This window comes from Rhizobiaceae bacterium (genome assembly GCA_023953845.1).
Taxonomy (GTDB): Bacteria; Pseudomonadota; Alphaproteobacteria; order Rhizobiales; family Rhizobiaceae; genus Arvimicrobium.
The window spans coordinates 3,050,850-3,068,541 of the sequence record JAMLJC010000001.1 but is presented as its reverse complement, the minus strand read 5'-3'; the positions used below and the strand labels follow the sequence as shown (position 1 = coordinate 3,068,541).

Sequence of the window (17,692 nt, the reverse complement as noted above, 5' to 3'; positions counted from 1 at the left end):
GCATCAGCGCCGGGTGGCAAGCCACCCGGCGTAGCTCCTGATCCCCTCTTCCAGTCCGATCCTCGGCCGGAAGCCGAGGTCGCGCTCCGCCGCCGAAAGGTCGAAGCGGGCCTGCATGTCGTCGATCGGATCGCCGCCCGGCCCCATCTCGATGCGCGCGGACGGCAGCACCTTGCGGACGATCGCGGCGACATCGCCGAGCGTCAGATAGGTGCCGCCGTTGATGGTGTAGCTGCGCCTCGGCAGTTCCTTCGCGTCCAGCGCCAGCAGGATCGCGTCCGCCACGTCCTGAACGTGGACATACTGCCGATAGAAATCGCGTCCGAAGGGGAAACTAGTCGGCCGTTCCGCCTGCGCGTCCTCGATCATCGTGCGGATGGCGCAGTCGGTGGTGCGGCCCGGTCCGTAGACCCAGCCGGGCCTGAGGCTCACGCTGTCCACCCCATGCTGCTGCCGATATCCTTCGAGCAACTGTTCTCCGGCGGCCTTGCTGGCGCCGTAGACGCTGGTCGGCTTCAGCACCACATCCTCCGGCACGAGGTCGAGGCCGGCCGGCGTGTTGCCGAAGGCGCTCACGGAGGAGCAGTAGACGACGCGCCGCATGCCTTTCACGCGCGCGAGTTCGAGCACGTTGGCGGTGCCGACGATGTTGGACTGGACGATCAGGTAGGGATTGTCGCGCGCCACCATCGGACCGGAAATCGCGCCGCAATGGATGATCGCGGCGGCTTCGCTTCCCAGTTCATGCAGCCGGTGCACTTCGGAGAGATCGCAGGCCAGCACGTCGTCGCCCGCTATGCGGTCGATGGCGACGACCTTGTCGCCGCGTTCGCGCAGCATGCGGTGGACATAGCGCCCGATCAGGCCGGACGCGCCGGTCAGCAATACGGTCTCGGCCATTTCGCAACTCCCGGAAACGAAACGGGCGGCTTTCGCCGCCCGTCATGGAACGTCAGACGCCGATCGGCATGTGCTCCGCCGAGCGGGTGACGGCGCGCGGCGCGGTCAGTTCCTTCCACACCGACAGAGCCTTGTTGACGGCCGGGAAGGCGTTGCGCTTCACCAGCTTGCCGCGGCCGGGCTGCGGCTGCGAGTTCTGGCCGTGCGCCCACACCACCTCGCCGCGCGACAGCGTGTAGCGCGGCAGGCCGTTCACCTTGAAGCCCTCGAAGACGTTGTAGTCGATGATCGACTTCTGGTTGGCGGCCGAGATGGTCTTCGACAGTTTCGGGTCGAAGATGACGAGGTCGGCGTCGGAACCCGGCAGGATTGCGCCCTTCTGCGGATAGATGTTGAGGATCTGCGCGATGTTGGTCGAGGTCACGGCGACGAATTCGTTCGGCGTGATGCGGCCCGTCTCGACGCCCTTCGTCCAGAGCACAGAAAGCCGATCCTCGAGACCGCCGGTGCCGTTCGGGATCTTGACAAAATTGTCCTTGCCGAAACGCTTCTGTTCCGTGGTGAAGGCGCAATGGTCGGTCGCCACGACCTGCAGCGAGCCGGCGGCAAGGCCGGCCCAGAGCGAGTCCTGGTTGATCTTGTCGCGGAAGGGCGGGCTCATCACGCGACGGGCCGCATAATCCCAATCCTTGTTCTGATACTCGCTCTCGTCGAGCGTCAGATGCTGGATCAGCGGCTCGCCATAGACGCGCATGCCCTTCTGGCGGGCGCGGCGGATCGCCTCATGCGCCTGCTCGCAGGAGGTGTGCACGATGTAGACCGGCACGCCCGCCGCGTCGGCGATCATGATGGCGCGGTTGGTCGCCTCGCCTTCCACTTCGGGCGGACGCGAATAGGCATGCGCCTCGGGGCCGGTGACGCCCTCGTTCAGATATTTCTGCTGGAGCGCGGCGACGATGTCGCCATTCTCCGCATGCACCAGCGGCAAGGCGCCGAGAGCCGCGCAGCGCTGGAAGGAGGCGAACATCTCGTCGTCGTTCACCATCAGCGCGCCCTTGTAGGCCATGAAATGCTTGAAGGTGTTGACGCCGCGCGCCACGACCTTCTCCATCTCGTCAAAGTGCTTTTCCGACCAGCCGTTGACGCACATATGCAGCGAATAGTCGGAGGACGCAGAGCGGCGCGCCTTGGCTTCCCAATCGTCCAGCGCCGCCAGCATGCCGTCCGGCCCGGGAATGACGAAGTCGACCACCAGCGTCGTGCCGCCCGAAAGCGCCGCGAAGGTGCCGCTTTCCCAGGTCTCGGCCGCCGTGGTGCCCATGAAGGGCATTTCGAGGTGGGTGTGCGGATCGATGCCGCCCGGAATGATATAGGCGCCGGCAGCGTCGAGCGTCTTCTCGCCCGACAGGTTCTCGCCGATCGCCTTGATCTTCTCGCCCTCGATCAGGATATCGGCCTCGTAGGTCCGGTCGGCGGCGACGATGGTGCCGCCCTTGATCACTGTCGACATGCTGGTGCTCCCTTCTGTTCCTCTGTCTTCGGCCGGCGCATCACTCGGCCGGCGGTATGGCGCCCTTGCGTTCGACGATCAGGCGGTATGCTTCCGGCTCGCGATGCTTCGCGAAGTTGAAGATGGTTTCGCGATAACGCTTGCCAAGGTCAAGGTCGCACCGCGCCGTGATGATCTCGTCCTCCAGCGAATAGGCCTGCGCCACGATCTCGCCCGAAGGCGCGACGATGACGCTCTGGCCGCACATGTTCGACCCTTCCTCGACGCCGCACTTCGCCGTGCCGACCACCCAGGTGGCATTCTGGTAGGCGCCGGCCTGCATGGAAAGGTGGTTGTGGAACTGCGTCAAGCTATCGATGTCCTTGTGCCCAGTGTGGTCGTAAGGCGTGTTGTATCCAAGCATGACCATCTCGACGCCTTGAAGGCCCATGACGCGGTAGGTTTCGGGCCAGCGGCGGTCGTTGCAGATGCACATGCCCATGACGCCGCCAAAGGCGCGCCAGACGCCGAAGCCGAGATTGCCCGGCTCGAAATAGCGTTTCTCCAGATGCTGGTGCGTGCGGCCGGACTGCGGCTCGGAATGCCCCGGCAGATGCACCTTGCGGTATTTGCCGACGATGTTGCCGGAACGGTCCACGAGGATCGAGGTATTGAAGCGGCGCTTGCGTCCGCCCTCGTTCACGAGTTCCGCGTAGCCCAGATTGAATCCGACGCCGAGCTTCTTCGCTTCGTCGAACAGCGCCTGCGTGTCCGGTCCCGGCATCTCGCTTTCATACCAGGCATCGAGTTCGGCTTCGTCCTCGATCAGCCAGCGCGGGAAGAAAGTCGTCAGCGCCAGCTCCGTGAAGACGACGAGTTCGGCTCCCCTGCCCTTGGCTTCGCGCATCAGCGCGATCAGCCGCTTCACCGTGTCCTTGCGCGTCTCGGACTTCGAGATCGGCCCCATCTGGGCGGCCGCTGTGTGGACGATACGGGACATCTCTGATCCTCCCTTTATTCCTTGCGTTCCTGACGGGCGAGAAAACGGTGTATCTCGGTATGATCGGCGCTCTTGCCGAGAGCCGACGAAGCCTCCGTCCAGAGGCCGGCGGCCGCGCCCGTTCCACTTTCCCCGATACCCAGCTGACGGGCAAGGTCGGCGGCGGTGCGCAGATCTTTTGCCATCAGCGCCATGGCGAAGCCGGAAGCGAAGCTGCCCGACAGCACGAATGGCTTCATCTTGACTTCGGTCGAATTGTTCTTGCCGGTCGAGACGTTGAGCACATCGACCAGCACGGCGGGATCGACGCCGAAGCGTTCGGCGATCAAAGCCGCCTCGCACGCAGCCGCCAGTCCCGCCGCCGAGACATAGTTGTTCAGCGCCTTCACGGCGTGCCCGGAGCCGATCGGTCCGGTCGGGATGATCGCCTTGCCGATCGCCTCGAAGAGCGGCCGCGCCCGCTCGACGTCGGCCGCGTCGCCGCCCGCCATGATCGTCAGCGTGCCGTCGAGAACGCGGCGGACGCCGCCCGAAACGGGAGCGTCGATCAGTTTCAGCCCCATGGCAGACAGATCGCGATGCAGGTCGCGGGTTTCCATCGGCGCCGACGAACTCATGTCGACCACCAGCGCGCCGGGCGCCAGCGCCTCGGCCGCCTTGCCGCTCCCGAGCAGCACGTCGCGGACGACCTTGCCGTCCGGCAGCATGGTGATGACGACCGACGCACCTGTCGCGGCCTCGCGCGCCGTCTCGAACGCCTTGCCGCCGGCCCCCGCCAAAGCCTGCCGCGCCGCGGCGACAGGGTCAGCCCCGCATACCTCGAAGCCGGCGGCTGCGAGCCGGGCCGCCATTGGCCCGCCCATCATGCCGAGGCCGATGAAGGCGACCGGCCCGACCGTGGCCGTCTCAGTCAATGCCCATCTCCTTGAAGACTTCCTTGGCGATGCGGAACGAATCCATCGCCGCCGGCACGCCGCAATAGGTGCCGATCTGGAGGAAGATCTCCTTCAGCTCGTCCTTCGTCAGGCCGTTGTTGACCGCGCCGCGGATATGCAGCTTCAGCTCGTGCGGCCGGTTCAGCGCCGCGATCATGCCGAGGTTGAGGATGGAGCGCGAGCGGCGGTCGAGGCCGGGACGGTTCCATGTTCCGTCCCAGCACCATTCGGTGGTGAGTTGCTGCATGGCCCAGTTGAACTCGTCGGCCTTCTCCAGCGAGCTGTCGACATAGTCGGCGCCCAGCACCTCGCGGCGCGTCCTCAACCCGCGCTCGAAGCGCTCGGAACGTGGTTTGTTCACTGCCATGGTCTTCTCCCTTCAGCGCAGCGGCACGAAGCCGTCGCCAACAATCGCTTCCATTGCCAGAGCCGCCCCGAGCAGCCGCTCGTCCTCGTCCCACGGAGCCGAGACGAGGAAGCTTGTCGGAAGGCCCTTCTCGTCGCGGCCATTCGGCATCGCCACGCCGCACATGTCGAGCACGTTCGTCAGCGCCGTGTTGCGCAATGTCAGCGTGTTGATCCTGAAGAAGACGTCGTCGCCGGCTTCGAGCGGCGCGATGGCCGGGGCCGTGATCACCGTGGTCGGCATGACGAGCAACGCGCCATCGAGCGCGGCCGACACCTGCGGAACGACCTTCGCCCTGGTGCGCTGGATCTCCAGCAGGCTGCGTGCCGACATGGCCTTGCCCATCAGCATGCGCGCCAGCACGCGGCGATCGATCCGCTTACCGTCTTCACCGTCGGCGATCTCATGATACTCCGCGTAGGATTCGGCGGCGATGATGGTGCCGTGGTCGGCGGTGAGCTTCGAAACCACGTCCAGGAGTTCGAAACGGCCGCGTGCGATCCTGACACCCCTGGCTTCCAGCGCGCGCAGCGAGCGCTCGAAATTCTCCATGACGGCCGGTTCGGCATCGTTCAGGACGATATTCGTCGGAACGAAGAGCTTCAATTCCGACAGGTCGGCGCGACGGACCGGAGACATTGCCGCGCCCCGCATCACCATGTCGGCGAGGATGCAGTCCTCCACGGAACGCGCCAGGGGACCGATCGTGTCGTAGGTGGCGGCCAGCGGAACGATTCCTGTCTTGTCGATGCGGCCCGTGCTCGTCTTGAAGCCGACGGTGCCGTTGTAGGAAGCCGGCACGCGAACCGATCCGCCGGTGTCCGAGCCGATGGCGATCGGCACCAGCCGCGACGCGACAGCCGCGCCCGAACCGGAAGACGAACCGCCCGGCGAGCGCGGCGTCTCGCGGTCGTTGGGGTTGAAGGCCGTGCCGAAATGCGGATTGAGACCGAGACCGGAATAGGCGAACTCGGTCATGTTGAGCTTGCCCATGGTGACGGTGCCGGCCGCCACGGCATTGGCCACGCAGGGCATGTCCGCCGTCTGCGGCGCGGAATCCTTCAGCAGGATCGAGCCAGCCGTCGTACGCGTCCCCGCCACATGGTAGAGATCCTTCCAGGCGACGGGCACGCCGTCCAGCGGAGATAGCTGCCGACCGGCCTTGTAGCGCGCCGCGGCCGTCTTGGCCTCCGCCAGAGCCCGCTCCGGGACGACTTCGAGAAAGACCCGGTCGTCCATGCTCTTCTCGATGCGCGACAGGAGGCATTGCGTCACCTCGACGGGGTCAGCCTCGCCGCTGCGATAGGCGAGCGCGATTCCGGTTGCGGTCCGGTCGGCGATTTCTTCGATGTCACTCACAGCATTGTGCTCCTGCCAGGTCCCGACGCAGCGCATCCTCCATTGACACGCGGCAGTAAGTCGATTGATAATGATCTCGTTTTCAATGCGTCCGCGATCTCCCTTTCGCCGCGAAACGAACTCCCTTCAAGGTGCAAAATACTTCCTATCGCGCCGGCTTCTTCTGCCGGAACGTTGCCTGAAGTCTTCGCATTTGCTCAGGCGGCGGATCGCCACCGCCTGAATTGTCTTAACCGGGCGTCAGATGATCTCGCCCGAACCTTAGTGTCCATTTTCCAGGTAAGGATCGCCGGCGCTTCCGGTATCAACCTTGCTGAGCACATGAACGTCCTCGGCCTTCCACGTCGCGACGACATCGTCGCCGACATCGACCGGATCGACGAAATATGCCGCGTCCGATACGTTGGCCACGAAGAGGTCGCTGCCGATATCGATTGTGATCTTCACGTAGCTGCCCTGGTATTCGGTCGCCACGATGCGCCCGGCCAGCGTGTTCACCGCGCCTTCGGCGGCGGCGCTGCGGCGGGCTAGGCCGATGCGGTCGCGGCGCACGGCCACCGAAAGTTTCGAACCCTTCTCCGCAGCATCCGACAGGACCTCGAAGGCCGAGCCGCCGGTGCCTTCCAGTCGTAGCCTGCCGCCGCCGCTTTCCTTTATCGTGCCGGTCAGCACGTTCTGGCCGCCCATGAAGCGCGCGACATAGGGCGTTTTCGGCTTGTCAAAGATCATGTTCGCCGTGTCCGCCTGATCGATACGGCCGGTGTCCATGACGACAACCATGTCCGCCAGCGCGATCGCCTCGGGCTGGGTGTGGGTGACGTGCACGAAGGTGATGCCGAGTTCGTTCTGCAGGCTCTTCAACTCGCCGCGCATCCTGAGGCGCAGGAATTCGTCGAGCGCCGACAGCGGCTCGTCCAGAAGCAGAACCTTCGGATTGGTGATCAGCGAACGCGCCAGCGCCACCCGCTGCTGCTGGCCGCCGGAAAGCTGCGCCGGCATGCGATCCTTCAGATGGTGAAGCTGCACGCGCTTCAGCATCTCCTCGGCGCGGGAACGGCGCTCCTCTTTGCCCACGCCGCGCATCTTCAGATAGAAGGCAACGTTGTCGAGAATGGAGAGATGCGGGAAGAGCGCGTAGCTCTGGAACATCATCGCCGTGCCGCGCTCGACCGGCGGCCTGCCGACGACCATCTGGTCTCCGATCCAGATCTCGCCCGACGTCGGCGTCTCATGCCCCGCGATCATGCGCAGGATCGTCGTCTTGCCGCAGCCGGACGGGCCGAGCAGGCAGCAATAGGACCCGTGCGGGATCGTCAGGTTGATGTCCCGGACGGCATAGGAGCTGCCGAACTGCTTGGTCACGTTGACCAGTCGGATTTCACCGGAGCCTTGAGCCGGTGAGGCAGCCGTTGCCGCCATATTCGTCGCCGTATTGCTCATTTCCCTCGCGACCGTTTTCTCTGGATGATGACGATCGAGCCGAGCGCGATCGCGATGACGATGAAGGAGACGACCGTGGTCACCGTGCCGAGCGCATAGAGCGCGGGCGAGGTGACGTTCGTGGTCATCGTCCAGATTTCGAGCGGCAGCGTGTTCTTTGTGCCGACGGTGAGCCAGCTTCTCGGGAACTCGTCATAGGAGAGCGTGAAGCCGAACAGCGCCACGGCGATCATGCCGGGGAACACGATGGGCACCACGACGTCCTTGACGGTCTGCCATTTGCTGGCGCCGAGGTCGTAGGCCGCCTCCTCGTAGGACGGGCTCAAACGGCCGAGGATGGCGAACATGATGAGCAGGCCGAAGGGCAGCGCCCAGGAAAGATGCGCGCCGAGCGCCGACGTGTACCAGCTCGCCGAGAGGCCGAGATAGCGGAACGTCACCAGAATGCCGATGGAGAGCACCAGCCCCGGCACGATCAGGCTGGCGATCGCCATGTAGAAGATCGCCGTCGCGCCCTTGAAGCGGCGGCGGAAGGCGAAGCCGGCCGTCACCGAGATCAGAACCGTCAGCACCATGACGATGAGCGCGAGCGGCAGCGACCGGCGGAACGCGCCCGCCACGTCGCCCACGCGGCGCGGATTGAACAGTTCATCGAACCACATCAGCGAGGGGTCGCGCAGCGGGAAGACCAGCGAGGCCGAGGGACCCTGGAACGACAGGACGAGCACGGCGATCATCGGCCCGTAAAGGAAGATGACAAACAGCGTGAACAGCGCCGCCAGCGCGTAGAAGGTCCAGGGACGCGAGCCGTAGGATGGAGAGCCTGATGACATGTCTACCTCACCAGTTCCTTGCGGACGTCGACCAGCCGGAAGATGGCGGTGGCGATCAAAAGCACGACGATCAGCAGGATGACCGCGCTCGCCGCGGCGCGCGGATAGTTCAGGAACTGCAGATCGTTGAAGATGCCCGACGTCGCGGAGCCCGACAGGCCGCCGCTCATCACGGTGACGACGAAGAAATCGCCCATAACCAGCGTCACGACGAACAGCGCACCCAGCGCCACGCCCGTCTTGCAGAGCGGCAGCACGACGTTCCAGACGACGCCCCAGCGGGTGGCGCCGGCGTCGATCGCGGCCTCCAGCAGCGACTTGTCGATGCGCGCCATCGAATTGAAGATCGGCACGATCATGAACAGCGTGAACAGGTGGACATAGGCCACCACCACGGAGAAATCCGAATAGAGCAGCCACTCATAGGGCTGGTCGATGATGCCGGCATTGATCAGGCCGCTGTTGATCAGGCCTTCCTTGCCGAGAACCGGCCGCCAGGAGATCATGCGGATGATGTTGGACGTCCAGAACGGCACCGTGCAGAGCAGGAACAGGCCGATCGCGGTGAGCAGGTTGCGGACATGGAAGACGAGGAAATACGCGATCCAGAAGCCCAGCACGAAGGTGATCACGAGGACGATCAGCGTGAATTTCAGCGTCGAGAAATAGAGCGACCATGTGGTCGGGTTGCTCAGAAGGTCGACATAGTTGCGCAAGGTGAAGTCCGGCACGATGCCGACGAGCATCTGGTAGCGGAAGAAGCTCACCACGACGACCAGCGCCACGGGCACGATGAAGAAGCAGATCAGCACCAGCGTCAGCGGCGCGACCTGAAGATAGTTCGTGAGCGACGATTTCTTGGCAGGCGTTGGCGTCATCTCGGATTCCAAAGGCTCATTGAAGCGTTGCCGGCCGGGCTGGCCGCAACGCCGGTCGGCGCGGCGGTGGAATGCCGCCGCGCCGTCGGTCGTCAGTTCATCAGGCTGCGTTGAATTCGTTCCACTTGCCGTAGAGGAATTCAGCCTCGTCCATGAGGTTGTTCCAGACCGCGACCTTGGAGAAGCGCTCCTCGTAGGAGCCGCCGTCGCGCACGTCGCCGGCCGAATTGGTCTTCTCTCCGGTCGGGCTGGTGATGTCGGCGGTGGCCGCCTTGCCCTCGTAGAAGAAGCCGCGCTCGTTCTCGCTGAGGTTCTCCATCGCCGTCTTCGGGTTGGAGCTGTAGTAGCCCTGCTTGGCGATGAAGCCGCCGACCCAGCCGGAATTGTACCAGTTCAGGTACTCGTAGGCTGCGTCGCGCTTCAGGCCTTCGAGATGCGACAGCAGCGCAAGGCCGTTGCCCCATCCGCGATAGCCTTCCTTCAGCGGCTGGTAGGCGCACTTGATGCCCTGGGTCTGGACGGCCGTCACGGCCGGCGACCACATGGACTGGATCACGACTTCGCCCGAGGCCATCAGGTTCACGCTCTCGTCGAAGGTGTTCCAGAGCGCGCGGAAGTGACCGCCCTTCTTGAGCTCGATGAGCTTGGTGATGGTCGCGGTCAGCTCGTCCTGCGTCGGGTTGCCCTTGTCGCCATAGGTCAGCATGCCGGCCGCCTCGAACGCCATCATGGCGTCCATGATGCCGTTGGTCGGGATGTTCTGGATCGCGGTCTTGCCCTTGAAGTCCGGCGAGATCAGGTCGGCCCAGGTGGTGATCTCGCGGCCGACGAGGTCCGGCCGGATGCCCAGCGTGTCGGCGTTATAGACGCCCGGCACGAAGTTCACGAAATCGGTCTTGCCCTTGGCGAAATTGTTGCTGTCGGCGGCGTCGCGATAGATGAACTCGAACGGCGAGTCGCCCTGCGTGGAGACGTCCTTGCCGGCGAACTTGCCTTCCGTATAGAGCGGGGTGAGATCCGCCCAGTTCTTGATCTTGGCGATCTCGATGCCCTGCAGAACGCCCTGCGGCACCGCGATCTTGCTCTGCCAGATCTCCAGATCGGCGACGTCCAGCGACTTCGGGTCCTGAACCAGACGGTTCAGCAGGCCCGGATGGTCGACCACCGACATCTCGACCTTGAAGCCGAGGTCCTGGCTCGCCTGCTTGCCGATATCCGGCAGCGTCGAATAGGACATGCCGGTGTGATTGATCGTGACGTCCTTGAGATTCTGCGCCCAGACCATCGGGAAGCCGGTCACCGCCGTCACGCCGGCAACGGCCGCGCCGCCCTTCAGCACATTGCGCCGCGAGATTTTCGTCCCGAGAATTCCGCCTGCTTTCTTCATCGCAATAACTCCCATTGCTCGTTTTCTGCGCCTATTCGCCTTGGCAATCGCCACGCCCTGCCGCCGCTCGGATTACGGTCTGCTTACAGTGCGTTTCGCTGCCACCCACTATCCTCGTTCGTCCTCACTAGCGCAACTGTCCAGCCGCCGCTAGGCGACCGAACGTCTGCACCAAGTTTATCCCGCAGTGGCCGGGCCACGCCCCTTCTCGGAGCGCAGCCTGTCGGTGGCCGCCGCGTTGAGCGCCCAGCCGTACCCGTCATCCACCTCGTCCAGCACGACCCCGTAGTCGTCGCGGGCGTGATCGACGGTGATGAAGCCGTCGAGAACGTCGTCGAGCACCTTCCGCGGATCGCGCTCCAGCGGATCGCCGTAGCCGCCGCCGACCGGAGAGAGGTAGGTGATCGTGTCGCCGGCTTCGGTCCTGAGGCCGGAGAATTTTGCCGGCTGGTAGACCAGCTTGCCGGTCCTGTCGTTGCGCAGCTCGACCTTGCCGACATGGCCCGGCTTGCCGCCGAACACGCCCCACGGCGCATCCTCATGGCGGTCGGCCTCGTGCGTCATATAGCCCGGGGTCAGGTAACGCTGCGATTTGACGACGCCGGCGCCGCCACGGAACTTGCCGGCGCCGGGAGGCACGTCGTCGCGCACCTCGTAGCGGTCGCAGATCAGCGGCAGATGCATGCCGAGATCCTCCAGCGGATTGTTGCGCGTGTTGCGCATCAATTCCTCGATTGTGTCCGGCCCGTCCGAGTTCGGGCGGCCGCCCATCGCCGCCTCGTTGACTTCCAGGAACACCCAGTAGTCGCCGCTCGGGCGCACGCCCGAATAGGCCGCGAAGGAGAGCACCGCCGCGTTGCCGGCGGTCGCCTTTTCCGGGATCACCGGAGCCAGCGCCTTGATGATGAGGTCGACGACGCGCTGGATCTGGCTGAAGCGCGCCTCGGCCGCGACCGGCGCGATGGGATTGAAGATGCAGCCCAGCGGCGCCGTCACCTTCACCGGGCGGAACGATCCCTCGTTCTGCGGGATGTATTCCTCATGCGTATAGGTGTCGAGCAGCAGCGCCCGGAAGGCGAAGAAGCAGGCCACCTTGGTCGAGCCCTCGAAAGGCACGTTGAAGGCGGTCGGCACCTGCGGCGAGGAGCCGGTGAGATCGACCTCGACGTCGTCGCCGCGCACTTTCACCGTCACCTTGAGCGGCAGCGTCACGCCGCGGGTGCGGCCGTCGTCGTCCAGGAAACCTTCGGCCACGTAGTCGCCGTCGGGGATCTTGGCGATTTCCCGGCGCAGCATATTCTCGGTGTAGTCCATCAACTGGCGGGTGGCCTGCAGCACGGTGTCCTTGCCGTAGGTCTGCATCAGTTGCTGGAAGCGCAGCACGCCGAGCTCGGCCGAGGCGATCTGCGCCTCGAGGTCGCCCATCACCAGCCCCGGCACGCGGGTGTTGTCCCGGATGAACTTCCACAGCCACTCGTTGCGCTTGCCCTCCTCGTAGAGTTTCAGCCCGTTGAGCAGCATGCCTTCGGCGTACATATCCGGAATGTCGATGACGAGGCCCGGCGTCGCCGCGCCGATGTCGACATGGTGCGCGGTGTTGGCCGAGAAGCCGACCAGCTCGCCCTCGAAGAAGACCGGCATGACGATGCCGATGTCGGGCGAATGGCTGGCGCCGTAATAGGGATGGTTGTGGATGACGCAGTCGCCCGGCTTCCAGGCGTCCATCGGCACCGTCTTCTCGATGCCGCGCAGATAGCCCGGCAGCGAGCCGATATGCATCGGCGTCGAGTCGGACTCGCACAGCGTGTTGTAGTCGCGGTCGAACAGGCCCGCGCCGAGATCCTGGCTCTCGCGGATGATCGACGAATAGCTCATGCGGTAGAGCACGTTGCCCATCTGCTCGGCGATGGAATGCAGCGCGCCGCCGATGACCTGCAGCGTGATCGGATCGACTTCCCTGGTCATCAGCGTACTCCTTCCTTCGCAATCACGATATCGCCATGGGGGGTGACGCGCGCCACCCATTCTGGCGGGACGAGAGTCGTGGAGTTGTGCTGGATGATGAGTGCGGGTCCTTCCACAATGTCGTCAGCGAGCAGCTTGCCGCGCTGGTAGCGCGGGGTGTCGAGCGACGATCCGTCGTCGAAGACCGTGCGGCGCGTATACATCACCGCGTCCTCGGGGTTCTTGCGGCCTCCCTTGTCGAGCTTCGGCAGGGTCAGCGTGTCCACCGCGACCGTCGCGATCAGGCGCACCGTGACCATCTCGCAGGACTGGTCGCGGAAGGCGTGGCCGTAGACCTGCTTGTGCACGTCGTAGAAGTGGTCGATCACCGCCTTGGCGCTGGTCTCGTTCAGCAGCCCGTCCGGAATCTCCGCGCGCAGCTCGAACCCCTGCCCGACATAGCGGCATTCCGCCACCTGCCGGAAGCGCCGCTGGGCGGCGGGAATGCCGTCCGCATCGAGTTGCTTGTCGGCGCGCGCCTTCAAATCCTGCAGCACGGCGTTGACGCGGGCGAACTCGTCCTTGCTCGCCTTGTCGAGCACGATCAGCGTCGACTGCGTGTATTCGTATTGCAGGTCGGTGACGAGGAGGCCTGTCGCGGCCGTGATGCCAGGATGCACCGGCGAGATCACGTCCTTGGCGTAGATCGCCTCGGCCAGCGAGACCGAGTGCAGCGGCCCCGCGCCGCCGAAGCCGGCCAGCGAGAAGTTGCGCGGGTCGACGCCCTTGGCCACCGAGTTGGCGTTGATGGCGAGCGCCATGTTGTTGTTGATGATCTTCAGGATGCCGAGCGCGGCCTTCTCTACGGAGAGGCCGAGCGGCTTGGCGATGTGCTTCTCGATCGCCCTGGCCGAGAGCGAGGCGTCGATGGTGAGGTCGCCGCCGAGGAAGTGCTCGGGATCCATGCGGCCGAGCACGACCTGCGCGTCGGTCACCGTAGGCTCCTCGCCGCCCTTGGCGTAGCAGGCGGGACCCGGCACCGCGCCCGCGGAGCGCGGGCCGACGCGGAATGCGCCGCCCGGATCGAGATAGGCGATGGAGCCGCCGCCGGCGCCAATCGCGTCGATGTCGATCATGGGCACCAGGACGGGAAGGCCGGCGACCTCGGTGTCGCGCGGGTTCTTGATGCGCAGCTCGCCACCCTCAATCACCGAGATGTCGGCGGAAGTGCCGCCTATGTCGATGGTGATGATGTTGTCCTTGGCGCAATGCTCGCCGGTCCAGCGGCCGCCGATGACGCCGCCGGCCGGGCCGGAAAGAAGCAGGCCGATCGGCAGTTCGGAAGCGTTCTCGACGGTCGAGATACCGCCGTTCGACTGCATGATGCGGACCATGGCGCGTACGCCGTTGGCGCGCAGGCGCCCTTCGAGATTGCGCAGATAGGCGGACGTCTTCGGCCCGATATAGGCGTTCATCGCGGCGCTGGAGAAACGCTCGTACTCGCGGATGGTGTTCACGACCTCCGACGATGCGCAGATGAAGGCGTCGGGCAGGATCGACCTGACGATCTCCTTGGCGCGCAGCTCGTGTTCGTTGTTCAGGAAGGAGAACAGGAAGGCGATGATGACGGCGTCCATGCCGCGCTTGGCGAAGAGTTCCGCCGCCTGCTTCACCTCGTCTTCGGCCAGCGGCACCTCGATGCTGCCGTCCGGCGGCATGATGCGCTCGGTCACGGCCAGCCGGTCGCGGCGCTTCACCAGCGGCTTCGACTGCCACGGCACGTCGAACTGAAGCGAGAAATTATGCGGGCGCTTGTGCCGCCCCATATGCAGGATGTCGCGGAAGCCGCGCGTCGTCACCATCCCGACCTTGGCGCCGGCGCGCTCGATGATCATGTTGGTCGCGACCGTCGTGCCGTGGAAGACGGCGTCGACCGCCCCCGGCTCGACGCCGGCCAGCGCACACACTTTCAGGACGCCGTTGACCACGCCTTCGGACTGGTCATGCGGCGTGCTCGGCACCTTGGTGACCACGACCTGCCGGTCGCTGCCGGCAACACGCTCGAGAATGATGTCGGTGAAGGTTCCGCCGACGTCTACACCAATGCGGATCATGTGCGCACCTCATGCTTCGCGGTGGGAAGAACACCGCCGGCACGCGGCGCACGGGATTCAGGGCGACCAAACCTCACGGCCGGGACGCTCCGCAGCGAATTTGGGGAGGTACGAAACCCATCATTGATCCACTCTGGAATGACCGTCGAAACGGCTCTTTTTCTATTGGATGTAATTTCTAGACACGCATGTGCGGCGTGTGAAATAATCATTTTGTCACCGTTTGATATGAATTCGGTATCAGTATGCGCTACGATCTCAAGCATCTCTCCACCTTCGTCGCGGTCGCTGAGGAACTGAACTTTCACAGGGCTGCCGAGCGGCTGACCATGGCGCAGCCGGCCGTCAGCCGCATCGTGCTGGAACTGGAGGAGCGGCTGGGCGTCAGGCTGCTGGAGCGCACGACGCGCCGCGTGCGGCTGACCGAATCCGGCCGCTATCTTCTGGAGGAGGCGCAGACCATCCTCGGCCGCGTCGAGACGGCCGAAAACACGGTGCGCCTGCTGGCATCCGGCACCAAGGCGATCCTGCGCATCGGCTATACGACGATCACCGGCCATTCGCTGGTGCCGGACATTGCTCGTGAGTTCCGCCGCTCCAATCCCGACGTCAAGCTCGAACTCACCTACATGACCTCGCCTGTGCAGCGGGACCGCATCCTTCAGGACGAGATCGACCTCGGCTTCATCGAGGGCCACTTCCAGAGCTCGGAGATCGAGTCGCGGCCGGTGGCGCGTCACAGGCTGATGGCGCTGATGCCGCCGGAGCATCCGCTGGCGACCAAGACCTCGATCACCATCGAGGACCTTGCGCGCGAAAAGCTCGTCATGGGCACGGATTTCGAATGGCCGACCTTTCGCCGGATCGTCATCCAGATGTTCCAGGAGGCAGGGCATGTCATGTCGGTGGCGCAGGAAGCGTCGAGCCTCACCGGCATCCTCGGGCTGGTCACGGCGGGTGTCGGCATGACCGTCTTCTGCGGCGTGCCTCGCTTCTGCGGACGCGGCGCGATCGCCGCGCGTCCGATCGTCACCGACACGATCGTCGAGACGCATCTCGCCTGGCGCCGCAAGGGCATGAGCGACGCCATGCGCCGCTTCGCCGACACGAGCAAGCGCGTCAGCGAGCACTATATGTGACGTCAGTGCGGTCGAGGCAGGCGGGTTTGGCCGGGCCGGGTACGCGGCGCGTCGAGGTGAACCGTCGCGCCGCCCGCCGCTCACGAACCGCCCCTCGCCCGCCGGTCTGTCATGGCTACGCCGCCGCCCGGTTGCCGACCCGGTCGAGATAGGCGACGCAGGTGTCGACGCTCTCCACATCGGCGAACTTCGCGTCGATGTCGTAGAGGTTCCAGGCCACCGCTCCCGGCACACGGTCGCCGATGCACTCGCGCGGCGCAATGGTCCGGAAGCCTTCGCCGAGACCGTCGCAGATCGTGGTGCGGACGCAGGCCGTGGCGGTGACGCCGGTCACCAGAATGGTGTCTACGCCGGCCGAGCGCAGGATGCCGGCGAGCGGCGTGCCGTGGAAGGCGCTGGCGCGCTTCTTCAGGAGCACATGCTCGCCCTTGACCGGCGCGATGCGCGAGTCGATCGCCCAGAGATCCTTGTCCTTCAGGTTCACCACGTCGATCGGGATCTTGCGATGCCACAGCCCCATATCGGTGAACTCGGCGTCCATGTCGGTGATCTCGTAGGCGGTCGTCACATGGATGACCGGATGGCCGTGGCGGCGGCAGGCTTCGAGCAGGCGCTGCATGCCGGGGATGATCTCGTTGTCCATCTTCTCCTGGTCGCAGGTGAAGGGATTGCCCGGGCGCGTCCACGCATTGGCGAGATCGATCGACACCAGCGCCGGGCGCTTGCCGAAGCCGATGCGGCGCTGGAAGCCGCGTTCCTGATAGATCTTGGTCGAGGCGTCGAACGCCGCCTGCAGCATGCGATCGAGTTCCTTGTCGTCCACTCCGCTCATCGCTTTCGCTCCTGATCCTGTTGGCTGGGATGTGGGCGGAGCTTCCCACCTTCCATCCTTGACCTGAAGTGACGATTTGCCAATTATTGTTGAACTCTCTGCATCAATAGCGGACCGCGACCGCGATGGACATTTCAGTCGGACTCGAACTCACGCAGTCGTTCCTCGTGCTGGCGGAGGAGCTTAATTTCCGCCGCACCGCGCAGCGGCTTGCCGTCGACCAGTCGGCGCTCACCCGCCGCATCCAGAAGCTGGAACAGTCGCTGGGCTTTCCGCTGTTCGAGCGCACGACGCGCGAGGTCTCGCTGACGCCTGCCGGCCGTTCCTTCTACGAAGCCAATGCCGGACTTCTGCACGGCTTTTCGGCCTCCGTGCGGGCCGCCAGGCGCGTCGCCGAGGGCAAGACCGGCACGCTGCGCGTCGGCTACATGGCCTTCGCGGCACTCGACGCCATGCCGCAGGCCGTGGCGCAATTCCGCGCATCCGCCCCGGATGTCGACGTGCGCATGGCCTATATGCGCACCCAAGGGCAAAAACTCGCCCTGTCCGACGGCAGCCTCGACGTCGGCTACATGATCGGGCCGTTCGACCATAGCGAATTCCACAGTCTGTCCGTGGCTGCCGATCCGCTCTGCGCGATCATGCCGTCCGACCACTCTCTGGCCGCGCGCGAAACGATCGATCCGGCGGAACTCGCCGACGTGCCCCTCGTCCTCGGCGACATGGCGGAATGGGAGGCCTATCGCTGGCGGCTGGACGAGATGTTCGCCTCGGTGGGCGTCAAGGCCGCGCCCGCGCTGGAAGCGTCAAACACGCTGGCGCTGATCGGCCTCGTCCGCGCCGGGCTCGGCGTCACCATCTATCCCGGCCGGCTGAAGTCGATCCTCGGCGAGGGCCTCACCGTGCGGCCCCTGTCGGATTCGCGTTTCCGCGTCGAAACCATCCTCGTCTGGAAGCGCACCAACCGCACGGTGAGCGTGCGCAGCTTCGTCGACATCGCCCGCCGCATCGCCCGCGACGCCGATTCCGGTTGACG

General features: G+C 65.0%; 15 protein-coding genes. 2 read left to right on the top strand and 13 right to left on the bottom strand.

Features of this window, described 5'->3' with window-relative positions; all coding sequences use genetic code 11:
• Positions 1–3 precede the first annotated feature (3 nt).
• From M9955_14925 to M9955_14870, 12 genes are all read right to left on the bottom strand, one after another.
• Positions 4–900 carry an NAD(P)-dependent oxidoreductase gene (locus M9955_14925; protein MCO5082934.1) on the bottom strand — a complete coding sequence of 299 codons (897 nt, stop codon included), beginning with the start codon at positions 898–900 and terminating at the stop codon, positions 4–6.
• A gap of 52 nt (positions 901–952) precedes the next feature.
• The gene (gene hydA, locus M9955_14920) at positions 953–2,410 is read right to left on the bottom strand and encodes a dihydropyrimidinase (protein MCO5082933.1); all 1,458 of its coding nucleotides are present in this window, start codon (positions 2,408–2,410) and stop codon (positions 953–955) included.
• 40 nt (positions 2,411–2,450) lie between these two features.
• Positions 2,451–3,389 (bottom strand): N-carbamoyl-D-amino-acid hydrolase, encoded by a 939-nt coding sequence (locus tag M9955_14915; GenBank protein ID MCO5082932.1) that lies wholly within the window; start codon positions 3,387–3,389, stop codon positions 2,451–2,453.
• Positions 3,390–3,403: 14 nt separating this feature from the next.
• Positions 3,404–4,252 carry an NAD(P)-dependent oxidoreductase gene (locus M9955_14910; protein ID MCO5082931.1) on the bottom strand — a complete coding sequence of 283 codons (849 nt, stop codon included), beginning with the start codon at positions 4,250–4,252 and terminating at the stop codon, positions 3,404–3,406.
• 43 nt (positions 4,253–4,295) lie between these two features.
• Entirely contained in the window at positions 4,296–4,691 is a 396-nt protein-coding gene (locus M9955_14905) for a carboxymuconolactone decarboxylase family protein (protein MCO5082930.1), read from the bottom strand.
• 12 nt (positions 4,692–4,703) lie between these two features.
• Entirely contained in the window at positions 4,704–6,089 is a 1,386-nt protein-coding gene (locus M9955_14900; GenBank protein MCO5082929.1) for an amidase family protein, read from the bottom strand.
• 261 nt (positions 6,090–6,350) lie between these two features.
• A complete protein-coding gene (locus tag M9955_14895; GenBank protein ID MCO5082928.1) occupies positions 6,351–7,508 on the bottom strand; it encodes an ABC transporter ATP-binding protein in 1,158 nt (385 codons plus the stop codon).
• A gap of 17 nt (positions 7,509–7,525) precedes the next feature.
• Positions 7,526–8,362, bottom strand: a complete 837-nt coding sequence (locus M9955_14890; GenBank protein MCO5082927.1) for an ABC transporter permease — start codon at positions 8,360–8,362, stop codon at positions 7,526–7,528.
• Between the two features lie 2 nt (positions 8,363–8,364).
• Entirely contained in the window at positions 8,365–9,240 is an 876-nt protein-coding gene (locus M9955_14885; GenBank protein ID MCO5082926.1) for an ABC transporter permease, read from the bottom strand.
• A gap of 100 nt (positions 9,241–9,340) precedes the next feature.
• The gene (locus M9955_14880; GenBank protein ID MCO5082925.1) at positions 9,341–10,627 is read right to left on the bottom strand and encodes a substrate-binding domain-containing protein; all 1,287 of its coding nucleotides are present in this window, start codon (positions 10,625–10,627) and stop codon (positions 9,341–9,343) included.
• A 177-nt stretch (positions 10,628–10,804) separates the two neighbouring features.
• Positions 10,805–12,592 (bottom strand): hydantoinase B/oxoprolinase family protein, encoded by a 1,788-nt coding sequence (locus tag M9955_14875; GenBank protein ID MCO5082924.1) that lies wholly within the window; start codon positions 12,590–12,592, stop codon positions 10,805–10,807.
• On the bottom strand, positions 12,592–14,685 hold the full coding sequence (locus M9955_14870) for a hydantoinase/oxoprolinase family protein (protein ID MCO5082923.1): 2,094 nt from the start codon (positions 14,683–14,685) through the stop codon (positions 12,592–12,594). Before M9955_14870 ends, M9955_14875 begins: the two co-directional genes overlap by 1 nt.
• A 245-nt stretch (positions 14,686–14,930) precedes the next feature.
• On the opposite strand from M9955_14870, the gene M9955_14865 reads away from it, so the two are divergent.
• Positions 14,931–15,824: a LysR substrate-binding domain-containing protein gene (locus M9955_14865; protein ID MCO5082922.1), complete on the top strand. Its 894-nt coding sequence runs from the start codon at positions 14,931–14,933 to the stop codon at positions 15,822–15,824.
• 115 nt (positions 15,825–15,939) lie between these two features.
• On the opposite strand, the gene M9955_14860 is transcribed toward M9955_14865, so the two are convergent.
• Positions 15,940–16,656, bottom strand: coding sequence for an isochorismatase family protein (locus tag M9955_14860; protein ID MCO5082921.1), 717 nt, complete (start codon positions 16,654–16,656; stop codon positions 15,940–15,942).
• A 125-nt stretch (positions 16,657–16,781) separates the two neighbouring features.
• Here M9955_14860 and M9955_14855 point away from each other — a divergent pair, with 125 nt between their 5' ends.
• Positions 16,782–17,690 (top strand): LysR family transcriptional regulator, encoded by a 909-nt coding sequence (locus M9955_14855; GenBank protein MCO5082920.1) that lies wholly within the window; start codon positions 16,782–16,784, stop codon positions 17,688–17,690.
• The last annotated feature ends 2 nt before the right edge of the window (positions 17,691–17,692 follow it).